Source organism: Balneola vulgaris DSM 17893 (assembly GCF_000375465.1).
Lineage (GTDB): Bacteria > Bacteroidota > Rhodothermia > Balneolales > Balneolaceae > Balneola > Balneola vulgaris.
The window spans coordinates 745,246-762,725 of record NZ_AQXH01000001.1 but is presented as its reverse complement, the minus strand read 5'-3'; the positions used below and the strand labels follow the sequence as shown (position 1 = coordinate 762,725).

The 17,480-nt window shown below is 39.5% G+C and carries 13 protein-coding genes; 8 read left to right on the top strand and 5 right to left on the bottom strand.

The window, feature by feature from the left end; genetic code table 11:
- The first annotated feature begins 80 nt into the window (after positions 1–80).
- Together B155_RS0103315 and B155_RS0103310 are read left to right on the top strand one after the other, a co-directional pair.
- The gene (locus B155_RS0103315; protein WP_018126826.1) at positions 81–1,544 is read left to right on the top strand and encodes a GAF domain-containing protein; all 1,464 of its coding nucleotides are present in this window, start codon (positions 81–83) and stop codon (positions 1,542–1,544) included.
- A complete protein-coding gene (locus B155_RS0103310) occupies positions 1,541–2,710 on the top strand; it encodes a phosphopentomutase (protein WP_420834716.1) in 1,170 nt (389 codons plus the stop codon). Before B155_RS0103315 ends, B155_RS0103310 begins: the two co-directional genes overlap by 4 nt.
- A gap of 7 nt (positions 2,711–2,717) precedes the next feature.
- Here the strand turns inward: B155_RS0103310 and B155_RS0103305 are convergent, their stop codons facing one another.
- The gene (locus tag B155_RS0103305) at positions 2,718–3,773 is read right to left on the bottom strand and encodes a BF3164 family lipoprotein (protein ID WP_018126824.1); all 1,056 of its coding nucleotides are present in this window, start codon (positions 3,771–3,773) and stop codon (positions 2,718–2,720) included.
- 225 nt (positions 3,774–3,998) lie between these two features.
- Here B155_RS0103305 and B155_RS13715 point away from each other — a divergent pair, with 225 nt between their 5' ends.
- Complete coding sequence (locus B155_RS13715) at positions 3,999–4,205, top strand: hypothetical protein (RefSeq protein ID WP_083902117.1); 207 nt, start codon at positions 3,999–4,001, stop codon at positions 4,203–4,205.
- Between the two features lie 179 nt (positions 4,206–4,384).
- Positions 4,385–5,239 carry a sigma-70 family RNA polymerase sigma factor gene (locus B155_RS0103300; RefSeq protein WP_018126823.1) on the top strand — a complete coding sequence of 285 codons (855 nt, stop codon included), beginning with the start codon at positions 4,385–4,387 and terminating at the stop codon, positions 5,237–5,239.
- Positions 5,240–5,290: 51 nt separating this feature from the next.
- Here the strand turns inward: B155_RS0103300 and B155_RS0103295 are convergent, their stop codons facing one another.
- Entirely contained in the window at positions 5,291–6,370 is a 1,080-nt protein-coding gene (locus B155_RS0103295) for a hypothetical protein (protein ID WP_018126822.1), read from the bottom strand.
- Positions 6,371–6,433: 63 nt separating this feature from the next.
- Between B155_RS0103295 and B155_RS0103290 the strand changes: the two genes are divergently transcribed.
- The 4 genes from B155_RS0103290 to B155_RS0103275 all read left to right on the top strand — a co-directional run bounded on the left by B155_RS0103290 (position 6,434) and on the right by B155_RS0103275 (position 13,007).
- A complete protein-coding gene (locus B155_RS0103290) occupies positions 6,434–9,310 on the top strand; it encodes a sensor histidine kinase (protein ID WP_157464714.1) in 2,877 nt (958 codons plus the stop codon).
- 15 nt (positions 9,311–9,325) lie between these two features.
- A complete protein-coding gene (locus tag B155_RS0103285; protein ID WP_018126820.1) occupies positions 9,326–9,958 on the top strand; it encodes a response regulator transcription factor in 633 nt (210 codons plus the stop codon).
- Positions 9,959–10,040: 82 nt separating this feature from the next.
- On the top strand, positions 10,041–11,435 hold the full coding sequence (locus B155_RS0103280; protein ID WP_026167170.1) for a hypothetical protein: 1,395 nt from the start codon (positions 10,041–10,043) through the stop codon (positions 11,433–11,435).
- A 36-nt stretch (positions 11,436–11,471) separates the two neighbouring features.
- Positions 11,472–13,007 carry a hypothetical protein gene (locus tag B155_RS0103275; protein ID WP_026167169.1) on the top strand — a complete coding sequence of 512 codons (1,536 nt, stop codon included), beginning with the start codon at positions 11,472–11,474 and terminating at the stop codon, positions 13,005–13,007.
- Between the two features lie 75 nt (positions 13,008–13,082).
- Here B155_RS0103275 and corA read toward each other — a convergent pair whose 3' ends face one another.
- The 3 genes from corA to B155_RS0103260 all read right to left on the bottom strand — a co-directional run bounded on the left by corA (position 13,083) and on the right by B155_RS0103260 (position 17,473).
- Positions 13,083–14,168, bottom strand: a complete 1,086-nt coding sequence (gene corA, locus B155_RS0103270) for a magnesium/cobalt transporter CorA (RefSeq protein WP_018126817.1) — start codon at positions 14,166–14,168, stop codon at positions 13,083–13,085.
- An 81-nt stretch (positions 14,169–14,249) separates the two neighbouring features.
- Complete coding sequence (locus tag B155_RS0103265; protein WP_018126816.1) at positions 14,250–14,921, bottom strand: YiaD family glycine zipper/OmpA-like lipoprotein; 672 nt, start codon at positions 14,919–14,921, stop codon at positions 14,250–14,252.
- A gap of 89 nt (positions 14,922–15,010) precedes the next feature.
- A complete protein-coding gene (locus tag B155_RS0103260) occupies positions 15,011–17,473 on the bottom strand; it encodes an ABC transporter permease (RefSeq protein WP_018126815.1) in 2,463 nt (820 codons plus the stop codon).
- Between the last annotated feature and the right edge of the window lie 7 nt (positions 17,474–17,480).

Here is a 17,480-nt window from a genome sequence, read left to right as displayed (position 1 = left end):
TAAAGAAATTTCTACCTTCAGCTTCATTCATTACATTGAAGCTTAGGGTTTTATGAAATTTAATTTCCGAAAAATATAGCATGGCATTAGACAGACAGGATAAAGCACTTAGGGAGTTCAAGCAGATCATGGAGGATCTGGTGCATTTATTACGAACCTCATCACGTGTGCAATTGGCATATATGTGTTGGGTTAACCACTCCAGGCAACAATTCGTGTGGGAGACCAATAGCACTAATCTTCCTAATGTGATGTTTCAGGATAGAGTAAATTTTGAACATCATTTTTTAAACGACTACAAAGAAATTGATGATGTAGTTGTACTGAAAGTAGGAGAGGATGTATCAAAGGGGAAATTGATGCACTACTTCGATTTTGTACAAGCGGAACACATGATATTGATTCCTTTCATTAATAAAGGGGAAACGGTAGCTATAACCGTGTTGGAAAGTGAGTTTGAAGTAGACCCAGAAAGTATCCGAAATGAAATTGTGGCTTACAATAACGCCATGGTTAAGGTACTGGATACCTACCTTGAAGTGGTAGACTTACACGAGCAGCAAAAAGAGTGGGAAGACTACGAAGAGTCGTTGTCACGATTTAGTACACGCCAGCATAAAGTTGAAATCATGAAGACCTTACTTCATGAGATGCAACGGTGTATCCCTCGTGGAAATGTGTCGTTAATTTGCCATGGTATGGATACTTGGAATGTGGTGCTCAATTCAATGGATTCGCCAAAACCTCCGAAATTGGGACTCAAGGTAGAAGAGAAAAGTGTGGCATACGACGCGCTTGAGAAAGGGGAACCTGTGTTTACCATGCATTTCAATAACAACCCTAAACGTATTTCGAGTGGGGAAGGAATTACAGATGGTGCTAGCTATGCCATCCCCATTATAGTGCATGATCGCCGCCAAGCAGTGATCGTTGTTAGTGATGATGACCCTCTGACATTTAAAGATTCTACGAAGCACAAATTAGCCAACTTAGCACGTATAGCGGCGCTTACCATTCAAGCTTCCGTAAGTCGTGCTTCTATGGCCTCAGATTTACTTACTCAAAGTTTTGATGCGTATATGCCAGAACTGTGGGAGCTTACCTTGGAGCATGAGCTTAAAAGAAACCACGCTGATTCCAGAATTAAGACTTGGTTTGGATTGATTTCGCCCGATGACATCTCCTCGTTGCGCACTAAGTTTAGGTTAGATGAGCTTCAAAAAATCCAAGAAGATTTTGTGCGCTTTTTAAACCCAAGCGTGTATGGGGTGCCGGGTTATATCGGATTCAATTCAGACTATGTATACGCTTTTATTATTCAAAGTGAGAAGGAAGAAGTAGTGGAAGAGTGGATCGAGAAGTATAAATCGCGATTAACTCACGGAATTAAATTATCGAATGGGCACACACTTAATGTGAACTTTAAAATTGGGTATACACAACTCGCTGATGATTGTGCCAATGCCTACCAGCTTCTTACAAAAACAAAACGAGCTCACGCTGAAGCAATCAGTAATTCAGAAGCAGAATCAGTTGTAGCATAATGGGCAATACATATCTCATAATTATTGATGGCTTAGGGGTTGGGGCACAAGAAGACGCCCATCAATATGGCGATGAGAGCATGAACACCTTGGGTCATGTTTCTGAAGAGACGCAGTGTACGTTGCCTAACTTAGCTAAGCTTGGCCTTGGTAATATTATTCCTTTAGCATCTGTTCCTGAAACGGAGGCACCTTCAGCAGCCTACGGTAAAATGAGGGAAGTTTCAGCAGGTAAAGATTCTACAACAGGGCACTGGGAAATTGCTGGAATTCATTTAGAACAACCCTTTCCCACCTACCCAAATGGCTTTCCAGAAGAGGTTTTAGAAGCATTCTGTGATGGAATCGGCGTTGAAAAAGTACTGTGTAATAAACCCTATTCCGGTACGGATGTAATACGAGATTATGGCGAAGAACATATACGAACAGGATATCCTATCGTGTATACTTCGGCCGATTCCGTTTTCCAAGTAGCATGCCATGATGAGGTAGTGCCTGTGGAGAAGCTCAATGCTTGGTGTGAGTTTGCCCGTACAAAAATATGTGTAGGCGAACACGAAGTAGGACGAGTAATTGCACGTCCTTTTACTGGTTCTCATCCTTTCGAACGAATTTCCGACCAACGGAAAGATTTTTCAGCTATCCCTCCCGAACATAACCTTGTACAATTACTTCAAAAGAAGGGTGTGAATACCTATTCAATTGGGAAAGTGATTGATTTATTTGCTGGCGTTGGGTTCACTCAGTACCGAAAAACAAAAAGTAATGCTGAAGGAATCAGTCAACTACTTTCAGCGATGAGTGCGGTTAAAAACAGCTTAGTTTTTGTGAACTTGATTGATACCGATCAGTTGTATGGACATCGATTAGACCCGCAGGGATTTGCTCAAAGTTTGGAAGAATTCGATCGAGCGCTGCCTGCGATTTTATCCAAAATGACAGACGAGGATATCTTAATCATCACAGGGGATCATGGAAACGACCCTTGTTCGGATAGCACCGATCATTCCAGAGAGTTTGTTCCATTACTGCTTTATCCTCATAAATCAGCGAATAGCATTGATTTAGGCATTCGCGATACTTTTAGTGATATCGCTGTGAGTGTGGCGGAGTGTTTTAATGTGAAGAATAAATTTCCTGGGAAGTCTTTTCTAAAAAGTCAGTAATCTTAGCTTATTTATAGGAATAACTGACAATATTAAAATTCTCCTCATTTGGATCGTACCCATAGATTCTAGAATGAATTGGATCTACAGCGAAAGATTGAATATATCTGCGATCAGCTAAACTATATTCAACTACTTTATCTCCACTCCAGTTAAATACCTGAACCGTCATGTTATTTTCACGATCCTCAGTATAATATTTGGTGATAGCATTGTTATAGTTGAGTGTAAAAATACTATCACCAACGGCATTGATATCGGCAATGTTAGCTTGAATATTTTCCCAGAAATTCATGCCACTCTCTAGTTCTTTATGATGTTCGATTTCTGTTCGTAATTTTGTGGACCTGATGTAATTACCCTCGAAATCAAAGAAATCTAATTGAGGTAATAAAAGGGGAGCAGCAGCAATTAGTTTTTTTTCTTCATTAACCAGTACCGCTGATTTATAAACTGAACTTAAGTCAGGTTTCTTTATTTCAAAATCAGGTTTAGGTGTATAGGGAACAGCAACAGTTTTGGAATTATCCGCTTGTACCATCACTAATCTGGCATTGGCTTCGGGAGTAGCGATAAAGAATTCATTATTGTAATAATGAAAAAACACTAAAAAATTGTTGTTGCCATACAATGGAAGTTGTGAAATGGCTTGTTTATTATTTTTAAGTGCTTCAAAAATATTTATGTGGTGGGCGGTCTGTTTTCGAAAATCAAATGCTAAAGCAATTGGAGATTGAGTTTCTTCATCGATAGTGATCTGTTTTTTCAAGGAAGGACCTAAAAACTCATTTGGACCTCTACCTTCAGTTCCAAATTCAGTGAGCAGTTTATGAGTATTTGTGCTGTAAATTTGGAAGTACTTTTCTGTATTCGACTGTATAACTAAAAAAGTATCGATGACAGCTAAGTAAACATTCCCACTGGAATAAATTGATATGTCATCGACTACTTCTCCGATGATATTTTTTTGAATGGGAAACTCAGTAAAGCTATCGCTAGTGTTCTTACAATTAATCAAAATTGATGACACTATCAGAATGGTTAATAAGAAATGAAGCTTCATTCTATAACAAATTATTTTTGCTAAGATGACACATTAAATCTATTAATTCAATCACTTACTAATTGTCTAATTACTAAATGTGCCTAATCGAAAGGTCAATCAAAATAAGGGTTTTAAAATCATTGAAAGCAGATAGAATACGTGTGATTTAAACTCACCATCAAGCACTAAATTGATTTTATTTACGGATTTATTCTAGAGGTTTCTGCCTAATAAGAAGTACCAATCATCACAGGAGATCATGGAAACGACCCTTGTTCGGATTGCACCGACCACTCAAGAGAGTTTGTTCCACTACAACTTTTTCCTCATAAATCAGCGAATAGCATTGATTTAGGCATTCGCGATACTTTTAGTGATATCGCTGTTAGTGTAGCGGAGTATTTCAACCTATCGCATTCCATGCCGGGAAAATCGTTCTTAAGAACGTGAGAATATCTTATACAAGTTAACTGTACTAAAGAAACTAATTTTTCGTATATTGGGTATTGCTTTAATTAGGGCGTAGACACTCGAAGCTTCGATACAAGGTTGCAACCAATCAGCTTAATTATGTTATAGTCACGCCCATTGTAGCTTTCGTACTAACATTCATAAAACCAAAATTTACCGTGGCCAAAAGTTCCGGAATCTCAACTCGTGAGTCAGAATCCTTAGATCGTTATCTGCACGAGATTGGAAAAGAGAAACTGATCACTCCAGACGATGAAGTACGTCTAGCCAAAGAAATTCAGAAAGGAAGCCAACGAGCACTTGAAGACCTTACAAAAGCGAACCTTCGTTTTGTTGTTTCTGTAGCTAAACAGTATCAAAACCAAGGGTTATCTCTTGGTGACCTTATCAATGAAGGGAACCTCGGTTTGATCAAAGCTGCTAAGCGTTTTGATGAAACTCGTGGATTCAAGTTTATTTCCTACGCTGTATGGTGGATTCGTCAGTCGATTCTTCAAGCTCTTGCCGAGCAGAGTCGTATTGTACGTTTACCATTGAACCGTGTTGGTGCCCTTAACAAAATTGGTAAAGAGCTTTCTAAGTTAGAACAAGAATATGAGCGCGTACCATCTGCTCATGAGCTTGCTGAAAGTCTTGAAATGACCGTAGGAGAGGTAGCTGATACCCTCAAAATTTCTGGTCGCCACCTTTCAATGGATGCTCCATTTGCTCAAGGTGAAGACAACAGACTTCTCGACGTTCTTGAAAACGAAGAGATCCCTAACCCTGATTTCGAATTAATGGGTGAGTCTCTAAAAGTAGAGATCGAACGTGCCTTATCGAAATTAACGAAACGTGAAGCGGAAGTTATTCGCCTTTACTTTGGTATTGGACGTGAACATTCATTAACGCTTGAAGAGATTGGAGAACGCTTCGATCTAACAAGAGAGCGTGTTCGTCAGATTAAAGAAAAAGCACTGCGTAAACTTCGTCATCATAACCGAAGTGCAGCGTTAAGAGCTTACTTAGGATAATCACCGAGTATTCAAATTTACAAGCCCCTTTCATTTCGATAGGGGCTTTTTTTATGTCATATCTATTGCTGATACAAATACAGGCTTGTCAAAAGAAGCTTGTTGTGCGGAGCCTTTGCCTCTAATCATAAGGTATGCCGTAACGGCGCCATTGATGCGATTCAAGAATCCCAATGCCCCTTTTGATTGTAAATACGAGGTTGTTCCATCTTCACCATCTAGCCAAATCATTCCCATGTGATGGTTGTAATGTTTGCAGATATGAGAAAAAAGAGTTGGAAGCTCTTGTTCAAAGCCAGCCTGATACCAGATGTTATCAAATGCGATGAATTTTAATTTCTCAGCATTAAATAACCGTTTTAAATAGGGAATTTTAGGTAGCACTTTGGTGAGTAGAAAGCCTTTAAACCCTGCCAATTCTACAATCTCCCATTCAACAGGGAAGGCTCGGACTCCTGCCACCATAGCATTGTTATGATGCACAGCAAAACTTTGTCCCTTTAACTCTAAATCATCCTCAAAGAATAAGTCGTGTTCACTATAAAATGATTGTAACTGGGCTTTAAATTCAAAGAGGTTTTGTTCATCTATTCGATGAGCATTTTTTTTTACTTTGGGATTAAATCGACTAAATAAAAGTGTTTTAATCTGCCGTGTAGTCCTAAATCCAAATGACTCGCAAAGTGATTTAGAAAGGATGTTATCCTTTTCAACATATGCGTAATAGCATCCATCGGAACTAAGCTGTTCATCTAAATGATGATTGAATAGGCCAAATATTTCAGTTCTAAGGCTTGAACGTTTAGGCTTATTGTTGGCAGAGGGTTGGGCTTGTTTCTTTCGAGCACCAAGTACATTCATCACCGAAAGATATCGAACATATAAACCTGTGATGAACCCCGACTGATAGCTTAGGTTTCGACGTATAAAGCCTGCGGTTCCAATAGCACGTTTACCTTTCTTAATTTGAATGAATTCTAAATTCTGTAATCGTTGGAGGTTCTGTTGAGTTTCTAGCTGACGATACCTCAGCTTGTCCGGCGTGCCTAATACCGTGTTACTCAGTAAATTTGTGATTTCTTCATTAGCCCCTTTATGGGTTATTACATCAAAATTTATAGGCTTCGTCATTTTTTTAAATCAATTACCGAAAGTATTCTACTATTCTCTGAACAATTGCGTTACATTCTCATCATGAAAAATACGATAAGCTTTTTATTGCTATTAATCTGCTGCTCCAATGCACTACAGGCCCAGCTTTATCCATTTCGCACCTATTCTATTGAAGAGGGATTAAGTGAGTCGGTTGTGAATGATATCATCCAAGATAGGGAGGGTTACATATGGCTTGCAACTGGGTATGGGTTAAACCGTTTTGATGGTTTGCAGATGGACAACTTCTTTGAAGATCGTGGCCTCAATAACAGTAAAGTTCATGCATTATTTGAAGACACATCGGGTCGAATTTGGATAGGAACGGAATACGGGGTGAATTACTGGGAACAGGATAGTATTTACACACCCGTGGCTTTAGGAGCTCTAGCGAATCAACGAGTGATAAGTATCTTTGAGGACTCAAAAGGGGATATTTGGTTTGGAACCGATGGTGCAGGCGCCTGGGTAATGAACTTCGAAAGTGAGCTGATTCAGTACGGTACATCTCAAGGATTTCGAAATAACCGTATTAGAGATTTTGCCGAAAGTGAAGATGGAAGTATCTGGTTTGCAACTCGTGGTGGGTTAACTCAACTCAAAGACGGCAACATTCGCACATTTACTACTGCAGATGGACTGCCTGAAAATAGAATTCGGGAACTTAAATTTGATCAGGATGGCGCACTGTGGATTGCAACACGTGAAGGGGTGGTAAAATATGATCAGAATACTTTTGAGGTATACGATCAAAAGCAGGGCTTAAACAATAACAGGGTTCAAACACTCACCTTTGATGCAAATAATCGACTTTGGGTAGGTACTGAAGGCGGTGTTAGTGTATTAGATAACGGGACTTTCAAAAACTTCACTACACAAAATGGGCTCTCAAATAACATTATCTATTCCTCTACACTAGATAGAGAAGGAAACCTGTGGTTTGGGACTTTCGGTGGGGGAGCTAATCTCTTCTTAGGCGATTACTTCGAAAACTTTACCTCGTTGGAAGGTCTTTCAAATGATGTAGTGACTTCAATTGTGGAAGGCGATGATGGCAATATTTGGATTGCAACCTATGGGGGTGGGCTCAACAGATATGATGGCAATGAATTTCAGAATATCAGTTTAAATGAAGGGCTCTTAGACGATAAAGTGTTTTCAGTAGATAAGGACTCCAAGGGTCGCATCTGGATTGGGATGAGAAACGGACTCGCCTATCTTGAGAATGGTTCCTTGAATATCGTTCCAGCGGACGAGTTTCCTTATCGTAAGATTAGAGAAGTATATGAAGATTCGAACGGTATCTATTGGATTAGTACTGATGGGGAAGGCTTAATTCGATGGGATGGAGAAACCTTTAATCAAATTACCATTGAAGATGGTCTTGCTGATAACGCCGTGCTTTCGGCGGTGGAAGGGCCTGATGGAAGTATTTGGATAGCGACAAAAGGAGGCGTTAGTCGCTATTATCTAGGCGAAGTTGAGAATTTTACCATTCAGGAAGGATTGCCCAATAATGGGGTGATGATGATTATTCGTGACCGAAATGATACCATTTGGGCGTCAACTTTTGGAGGTATTGCTTGGTTTGATGGTCTTCGATTTCAGAGTATTACAACGGCTGATGGCCTCCCAAATAGAGTGTGCTATTTTATTCATCAATCAACAGATGGACAGTTTTGGATAGGGACCAATAATGGTATTACCCGTTTTGATGCTTCAAAATACTTTAGCGACATCCAAAGTGAAAAAGAACAAGCTTTTCAGCTCATTACCAGTGATCAAGGTTTAGTTTCGGATGAAATGAATTTAGGTGCCGTTTACGAAGACTCGGAAGGGCATTTATGGTTCGGTTCGGTGGAAGGAGTGAGTCATTTCCTAAAACGAAATTATTTAGGGAATCCGGTTCCACCAAAAGTAAAAGTGGATAGAGTGATAGCATCTGGGCGAATATTCAATAAATCTCAAAACTTTGAGCTGTCGTACGATCAAAATTATGTTGAAATAAATTTCTCAGGAATTAATTTCACGGCTCCGAATCAGGTGGTATATGAGTACAAAATGAATGGGGTAGATCCTGATTGGCAGCGTACGATGAACCGGAATGTGAAGTACCCTTCGTTACCTTCAGGCGAATACACCTTCATGATTCATGCCCGAAATACCAATGGTACTTGGAGCCGAGATTTCACAGAGATAGATTTTAAAGTAAGTACCCCATATTGGATGCAATGGTGGTTTTTACTACTCATAGTTCTAGTTCTGTCGGGAATCATCTTCCTATTTTATAACTATTACAGAGCCCGAAAACTCATTGATATAGAGCGAATAAGGGTACGTATTGCGAGTGATCTTCATGATGACGTTGGGGCAAGTTTAACAGAGGTAGCACTACAATCAGATTTTCTACAGGCCAGTAAAATTGATCCAGAGTTTAAGAAATCGCTAGAGCAAATTGGGAAGCAGTGCCGTAGAATTGTAACCAGTTTAGACGATATCGTTTGGAGTATTGATGCCCGAAACGATACCCTTGGTGATCTCACAGATAGAATGCAGGATTATATTCTAAATGTATTAGAGCCTAAGAATTTCGAAGTGGTGTACGATTTTGAAGACCTGAAAATGGAAAACAAACTAGCAGTGCCTCTTAAGGAGAACTTATATCTCATATTTAAAGAAGCCGTGAATAACATTTCGAAATATTCGAATGGAGATAAAGTGAATATCAGTATGAATACAGCGAATGGCTTGTTTACATTCAAAGTTCATGATAATGGAACTACGGGTAAAGGAACTAAGAAAACGGGCCACGGTTTGCGTAATATGGAAATGCGAGCTAAAAGAATCGGTGCACATATTGATGTTGCTACAGAAAATGGCTTTACTATTACTATAACTGGCAAACTTAACGCCAACTAACTACAGCATAGAATTATGGCTATCATCGGAATTGTAGAAGACAATGTGAAAATTAGAGATTTGATTCAACGATATTTAGATATGCAAGAGGATATGGACTGCCCCGTTGCGGTAGATAGCGTAGAAGAAATGCTGGAATACCTTGAAGAGCATACGAAGCCAGATGTAATGCTGATGGATATTCAACTGCCAGGGATGTCAGGAATCAAGGGAATGGAAGTAATCAAAAGTAAGTACCCTGAAATCGATATCATCATGTTAACAGTGTATCATGATTCACATAAGATTTTCGATTCACTGAAAGCGGGCGCATCGGGTTATTTGTTAAAGCATACTTCTTTACCAGAAATCAAAGAATCGATTGAAAATCTGATGAAAGGTGGGGCACCAATGTCGCCACAAATAGCTCGAAAAGTAATTACTCATTTCAATGATCAGGCACCTCAGAAAAATGAAGATAGTATGCTTACTTCCCGTGAGCAGGATATCGTAAATGGCCTTGTGGATGGATTAAGCTATAAGATGATCGCAGACCGGTTTGATATCTCTATAGATACGGTTCGAGCACATATCCGAAATATTTACAAGAAACTTCACGTTAACTCAAAAGCTGAAGTCATTGCTAAATCGCTTAGAGGTGAGATTTAATTTGCTCACATCATCATGTGATTGAGAGGAGGATGACGAATACTCATATTAAAGATAGAAATCTTAATAAGTAGGTACTCCTATGAAACGCTCTACACTATTCTCACTACTCACACTTTCCACTTTTTCACTATTCTCGATGGGTTGCTATACCCAACTCCAAAATTTGGATAGATATGATGATAGCAGAAACTCAAAATACTATTCTTGGAGCGATGAAGAGTTAGCAGAGGCAGGCTACTACTGGGACGAGGAAGAACAAACAGCCAAGCCTTTCGAGTACGAAACAGTTGAAGAGGAAGAGCCTGTTGCGGAAGAAGTAGGTCTACTTTATAAAGATTACGAAACCGAAAATTGGTATAAAGAAAACAACTTTGAAGGTGTTTACTGGGAAGGTTTCGACAGAGGGTATGAAGAAGGATATGACGATGGTGTAGACGATGCCTATGCAAATGCACATCACAACTTCAGAACAGGATATTATAGTAGCTGGTACTCACATTGGTCGCCAGCATATGTACACCATAGATTCCATTACAACCGATTTGCATACAGATATGGATATCCTGTATATAGAAATCCAAGCTTCGGGTTTGGCTTCTACTTTGGATATACCTGGGCCGATGCATTTATAGCACATTCATATGGTTATCCATATTACTACGATTATTATGGCTACCCATATTACGGTGGTGGATATTCAAACTTCTACCATGCAGGGTACTATAACAACTATTATTACTTCGAGAGTAGAAATAGACGTTCATCGAATTATAACTATGGACCTAGAAGTTCTGGTTTAACTCAGAAATATGATTCTAGATCAAATAGAACGCAGAGAAGTAGAACGGTTAACTCATCGGCTGTTTCTAAGCGTAATCAAAATTCAGGACTTTCGCCTTCAGTAAGAAACCGTGTACGTAGTACAGATGTAAGAAAAGCGAGCAGCCGAGGATCATCCTCGAAGAGCAGAGTTACTCGTACTAGATCTAATAACGATTCAAGTAAACGAAGTAGATCAAGGTCTGGAAATAATATCAACCAGAGTTCAAAACGCAGCTCTGCAAGTAGTGTGAACCGTTCGAATACTTCTAGCCGAAGTCGTTCTTCGTCTACCGTACGTAAGTCAAGCTCGAGTAAGAGATCATCTTCTGTATCAAGAACATCAAGCAGTTCTAGCAGAAGCCGTTCTAACGTAAGTAGAACAAGTAGCACAAAAAGAAGTAGTGCGAACGTTTCGAGCCGTAAGAGTTCTTCGTCGTCGAGAAGTAGAGTAAGTAAAAGCTCTACGCCTTCTAGATCACGTTCTACAACTGTTAAAAGGTCATCGCCTACAAAACGATCAAGCTCTGTAAAGAGATCATCGCCAACGCGACGTTCTTCATCTGTGAAAAGATCGAATAGTAGCTCTTCAAGAAGTTCGAAGAGTTCATCTAAACGTTCGTCGAGTTCAAAAAAGAAAAGAACTCGTAACTAAGCGTAAGCACACCTCAAACATATTTAAAGTTTTATCATGAAGAGAATACTAACCCTCTTAGTGGGAATGTTGTTTTTATCATTGAGCGCAAGTGCTCAAAATGGGGAATCACCAATTTCGTATAAAAGTCTGGCACAACAATTTAGCACCTTTAATGTAAATGGTGATGCCGAACATGGATACTTAACATCAGTGTCTTCATTTAATGGATATGGAAGTTATATGGATAATCCAGCTGCAATGGCATTGGCAGAATCTAGCTTTTATTCTATTAGCCTGTTTAGCAACACCATGTCGATTGATAATACCTATCAAGGGAACGCCAATACTGAAGACAATTCAAATCTATATTTCGGAAATATTGGACTCGTTTATAAAGTGCCTACTGCTCAAGGGAGCTTAGTTTTTGGGGGTGGATACTCACTAGTATCTCATACCAGTGATGAAATGTTTTTGGATGCGTATAACAACGACAACACCATCACGGATATGTTTAAAGCAGAGAATAGTAATTACAATGGCATCGCATTTGATGCATTCGCTATTGATTATGGGGATAATTCGGAAACCTATTTTGAATCCATTTTTCGCATTGGCTTAAGCCCAGATGAGTACAGAGGAATTCAGCAATACGCTACTATCACAAATACTCGAAATATGGGTGAGATCACTTTTTTCGGTGCTACCGAATTTCAAAAGAACCTATATGCGGGACTAAACCTATCCATTTACACTGGTACACATAGATTTGATAGAAATTTCCAGGAAGTAGACTCTCAAAACCAATACGATGATGGGATCCTATTTGCCGATGACCAAGGCAATAACGGAACAGATATCCACTCTATAGAACTTGTAGATGATATTGATTCAGAAATGTATGGTTTCGGACTAAGCGGTGGAATCATTTTTAAGATGCTTCCCAGTTTCCATATAGGAAGTAGTTTAACATTGCCTACAAAGTTTTTTATCAGTGAATCTTATTACTCAAACATTGATACGGAGTTCGACGATAACTCAGTGAGTACCGATAACAATTACGCAGGTTCATTCGATTACTCAATCACAAAACCTGCCAAGCTTAATCTTGGTGCTACCGTAAATGCGGATAAACCATTGAATTTCTCTGTGTCGGCTGAATACATCGATTATAGTACCACGAAGGTAAAGTTGGTAGAAGATGAGGAAAATTTGACGCCGGAAGATATAGCCGCTTTAAAAGCGAATGAAACAGAGTTTAATAATCAAATCAGAGATGAATACGCAGCGGTAGTGAATTTCAAAAGTCATGCAGTCTACACCTTTAAAAGTGGTACAAACATGAAGGCTGGATATGCTTACTTGCCTTCGAAAAAGCATGATGAAGATTTTAGTGAACGTATCTATACCCTTGGAATTACCTTTCCTGTAAGTCCAAGTATGAGTTTAAACTTCCTTACACAATATTCGGCAAGAAACGACCGTTCAGTAGTATATGATTACGAAGATATAAACGGCAACCGAATAGAAGTAGGTAACGATCAATCTATCGAATCATTAAAGATCTTAGGTGGCATTAAAGTCCACTTTTAAGGATTAGTAGTTTACCCAAATAATACCTCCGTAGTTAGTTAGAGTCTTAGCATTGAAAAAGCTAGGACTCTTTTTTTATATCCACTTTTTCTTTCGGAAGTAAAAAACCATACCGATAGTCGCTACTATCATAATTCCCCAAATGGTTGGATAACTGTATTCCCAAGCTAATTCCGGCATATGCTCGAAATTCATACCATAGATGCCAGCAATAAAAGTAAGTGGGATGAAAATGGTAGCAATGATAGTTAGAACCTTCATCACCTCATTCATTTTGTTACTCAAGTTTGTTTGATACATATCGTGCAAACTAGAGATCATCTCCCGATTGTTATCTAAGGTATCTACAATCTGACTAGTGTGATCTGAAGTATCTCTTAAAAACAGCTTTGTTTCTTCTCCAAGAAGAGGGGATTCGTCTCTATAAAAAGAATTGATATTATCCCGAAGTGGCCACACACTTTTGCGGAAGGTGATAAGCTGACGGCGAAGGGTATGGATATCGGTTAATGAGATATCATCTGTGCCTTCCCAAAGCATATCTTCAATGGCTTCAATCTGAGAGTTTAATTCGCCCAAAGCTTCAAAATAATAATCAATGATTACATCCATAAGCGCATAGGCCATATAATCACAGCCATTCTTCCGCATGCGAGTGTTTTCAACCTTTAAGCGCTCTTTTATAGGGGCAAAAATAGGCTTATCTGATTCTTGAAAAGAGAACACAAATTTGTCGGATAAAACTATACTCACCTGCTCTTGCTCAAGTACGCCATCTTCGAGGTAGAGCATTTTTAAAACGATGAAGATTTGATTGGTGTAGTCTTCAATCTTAGGGCGTTGAGTAGTATTTAATATATCCTCTTGAATGAGCGGGTGGAAGTCAAATTCGTCCCATAGCTCTTTCAGTTTGGGAATGTCGTGCAATCCCTTTACTTGAACCCATGTGGGGTTAGAGGTGGCAACATAGGGTCTACAATTAGCAACCGAGTCTACACTAGCTGTTGTTAGATGGTCTAGGCCATAATCATGAATATCGATGGTTACCGTATCAATTTTTTGTGCACCAATATGGGTAAGAGTACCAGGCGCACTACCAACTTCTTTCTTTAAAAAAGAAGAGCGGATTTTCTTAGGGATCAACCGTTTCTTTAAATTCATGAGATATAGACCAAGATTAAAGCTTCGAATATAGACAAAAAAAAAGCCCCTATGCAGGGGCTTTGAAATGCGGTGCTTTAATTATTCAATTTCACCTTTTTCGGCAGCTTCTTTAAGCTCTTCATTGGCCCAAATACCAACTTCAACACGTCTATTTTGAGCTCTACCTTCAACGGTACTGTTACTTGCAATAGGATCGCTTTCACCGTAACCAATAATAGTCATACGTTCAGCGTCTACGCCTACAAATGCAGCATATTCCGCTACAGCTTTAGCTCTTTTTTCAGAAAGTTCTTGGTTATAAGCTTCACTACCAGTGTTATCCGTATATCCTGAAAACATGATATTGGTGTCTTCATATTTTTTCAAAATTTCAGCTAGTTCAGCAATATTCTGCTTAGATACTTCTTTTAATTGATAAGAATCTACAGCGAATAAAATTCCAGAGTCGAAAGTAATCTTGATACCTTCACCAACTCGTTCAACGCGTGCACCTTCTAGATCTTCCTCTAACTCTCTTGATTGACGATCCATATAATTACCAATAGCCGCACCCGATGCGCCACCTACCGCAGCACCTACAATAGCACCCGTAGTTGAATTACCAGCTGCTTTACCAATAATTGCACCAGCTAAGGCACCGGCTGAAGCACCAATGGCTGTACCTTTTGCAGTTTTACTGATATTCTCACATGCCGTAAATGGCAATACTAGTAGTAGTGTGAATATTCCTAATTTCGATAGTGTCTTCATGGTCTTAATTTAATTTGATGTTTATCGTATTTAAGAAAGACCCTATGCCATTTGTTCCATTAATTAACAATGCCAGGCATAGTGAAGAATTATCCGCCTTCTGCTCGAAGTACTTCAAGTGGTGGTTTTTTATGAATACCTCGAGTATTCAGTAAACCAATAAGTAGCACTAGTAGAATTAGTATAACGACTTCTAAACCTAGGATGGCAAAATTTGGCACGAATTCTATATCAAAGAAGAAGTAGCCTAACAGCGCACTTGCACCCACAGATAAACTAAGTCCTGTAAGGGAGGCCATGATACCCAATAAGGTGTATTCAATAATCTGTATTTGGACCACTTGCTTCTGTTTCGCTCCCAAAGTTCGGAGTAGCACAGCTTCTCGAATTCGTTGAAATCGACTTGTGGCGGCTGATCCAGCTAATACGATTAAACCCGTGATGATGCTAAATAGCCCAATGAATTGTATCACGAAGGTAATCTTATCAATAAAGGCACGAATGGTATCTATCACTTGGCCAACATCAATGGCTGAGACATTCGGGTACGCTAATACGATTTCCCTTTGAATAGCGAGCGATGCTTCACGATTTGGTGTATTTACCGTGGTGGCAAAGAATTGAGGTGCTTGTTCCAAAACTCCAACGGGGAATACCACAAAGAAATTAGGCTGCGGAGTGTCCCATGTAACGGTTCTAGTACTGGATATATAACTTTGAATAGGAATTCCTTGAACATCCCATGTAATGGTATCACCCACAGAAGCGGCTAAGTCTTCCATAAGGTCAGATGAAACTGAAATAGGTACAAGGTCTTCGAATCCATTGTGGGTTCCTACAAAAGTACCAGAATCAATTTTTTCAGTTGAAACGAGTTCATCTCTATAGGTGGAACGATATTCTCTATTTAAAGCCCAACGACGTGCAGTGCGATTGGTATCGGCTAAGATTGAATCCACAGGATTCCCATTTATACTGCCTACACGCATTGTTACAATAGGTACATTTTGAAGTACTTCAAGTCCATTGCTTGTAATGATGTCATTTACTCCATCATTTTGATCGTATTGAATATCGTATAAAGCTAAGTTCGGGAGCGCTTCATCATCGCCAAAGTTGATGGTACCCAATAACATATCTTGGGTTAGATAGAGCGATGAAATCATGGTGACCCCTAAGCCAAAAGTAAGCAGCAGGGTCGAGGTCTGATTATTGGGACGATATAAATTAGCAAGCCCTTGGCGCCATTCATAGCTGAACCACTGCGTATTCATTTTGCGAGCTATTTTCATAATAAGTACTGCAAACCCAGCTAGTAATAACAGGCAAAAAAGGAGTCCAAGTGTAAACCAAATAGCTGCAATCCAGCCATCTAGCATGGAATTAGCATAGATGACAACGAATAGTATTACGATAGAGCTTAATATGATTTTAGTGCGTTTACGCAATAACGACATCAAGCTAACGTCCACCATACGGAGTGTAAAAAGAGGCGAGATTTTTCGCACGGCGAGCAAGGGAAATAGAGCAAATATAATGGCAATGCTCACTCCTGTAGTTATACCGATTAAAACCGAAGTCCATGAAATGGTTAATTCAATATCAACGGGTAAAAAATCTTGAACTAGAACCGGGAGGTAAAGCTGAATGGATGAGCCAATGAGCGCACCTATGGCGGAACCAATCAATCCCATAAATGCAGCTTGAATGAGATATATCCACAATGTTTGATTGGAGGATGCCCCAACACAACGAAGAACGGCCACTGTATTTACCTTTTGACGAACGTAAACAAAAATGGAGCTTGCCACACCAAGTCCACCCAATAAAAGTGCAATAAATCCGATTAGATTAAGAAAATTGGATAAGTATGTGATGGCTTCACCGACTTCTTCTTCACGTTCAGCTACATCATCATATCGGAAATCTAAAGAGTCGTTTAATACATCGAGCTCATCATCAACGATTACAGGATCAGTACCTTCAAGGTATTTTACGTAGGTCAGATATTCTAGCCTACTTCCTCGTTGAAGCAAGCCAGTTTCTTCAACATTCTGTTTGGGAATGAAAATTCGAGGTCCCAAAAATGATGCAGCGATTGGTTGACCAGGGATTTCGACTAGTGCCCCACCGATTTCGTAAGTCAGTAAACCAATTTTGACAGAATCGCCGGGTTCTAAGCCAAATTGAAGTAGAATGGGTTCATCCACCAGTGCCGTGTTATTTTTCTGGAAGTTGTAAGCGGCTTCAGTAGGGGAGGTTACCAATGTACCGTAATAAGGGAAATCACCCTCAAGAGCGGTTATTTGTGATAAACGAGTAGTTTGAGATTTCGGGAAATAAGCCATGGATGTGAAACCAACAGCCGTAGACTGCTCTTCACTTAGTGAATCGAGATAGCTTACAACTAGCTCATCAAGCGGTGCATTGCTACTTACCTCCAAATCAGCCCCAAGTAGCTCCTTAGATTGCTCGGAAATACTATCGGTTAGGTTTGCTCTGAATGAGCTAATGGCAACTTGAGCGGCAACACCAACAATGATTGCTGCCATGTATAAA

Bases quoted from the DNA above. Each gene is read 5' to 3' on its own strand.
- B155_RS0103260 (WP_018126815.1), bottom strand. From the start codon at position 17,473: ATGGCAGCAATCATTGTTGGTGTTGCCGCTCAAGTTGCCATTAGCTCA.
- B155_RS0103295 (WP_018126822.1), bottom strand. From the start codon at position 6,370: ATGACGAAGCCTATAAATTTTGATGTAATAACCCATAAAGGGGCTAAT.
- B155_RS0103285 (WP_018126820.1), top strand. From the start codon at position 9,326: ATGGCTATCATCGGAATTGTAGAAGACAATGTGAAAATTAGAGATTTG.
- B155_RS0103305 (WP_018126824.1), bottom strand. From the start codon at position 3,773: ATGAAGCTTCATTTCTTATTAACCATTCTGATAGTGTCATCAATTTTG.
- B155_RS0103290 (WP_157464714.1), top strand. From the start codon at position 6,434: ATGAAAAATACGATAAGCTTTTTATTGCTATTAATCTGCTGCTCCAAT.
- B155_RS0103275 (WP_026167169.1), top strand. From the start codon at position 11,472: ATGAAGAGAATACTAACCCTCTTAGTGGGAATGTTGTTTTTATCATTG.
- corA (WP_018126817.1), bottom strand. From the start codon at position 14,168: ATGAATTTAAAGAAACGGTTGATCCCTAAGAAAATCCGCTCTTCTTTT.
- B155_RS0103315 (WP_018126826.1), top strand. From the start codon at position 81: ATGGCATTAGACAGACAGGATAAAGCACTTAGGGAGTTCAAGCAGATC.
- B155_RS0103265 (WP_018126816.1), bottom strand. From the start codon at position 14,921: ATGAAGACACTATCGAAATTAGGAATATTCACACTACTACTAGTATTG.
- B155_RS0103280 (WP_026167170.1), top strand. From the start codon at position 10,041: ATGAAACGCTCTACACTATTCTCACTACTCACACTTTCCACTTTTTCA.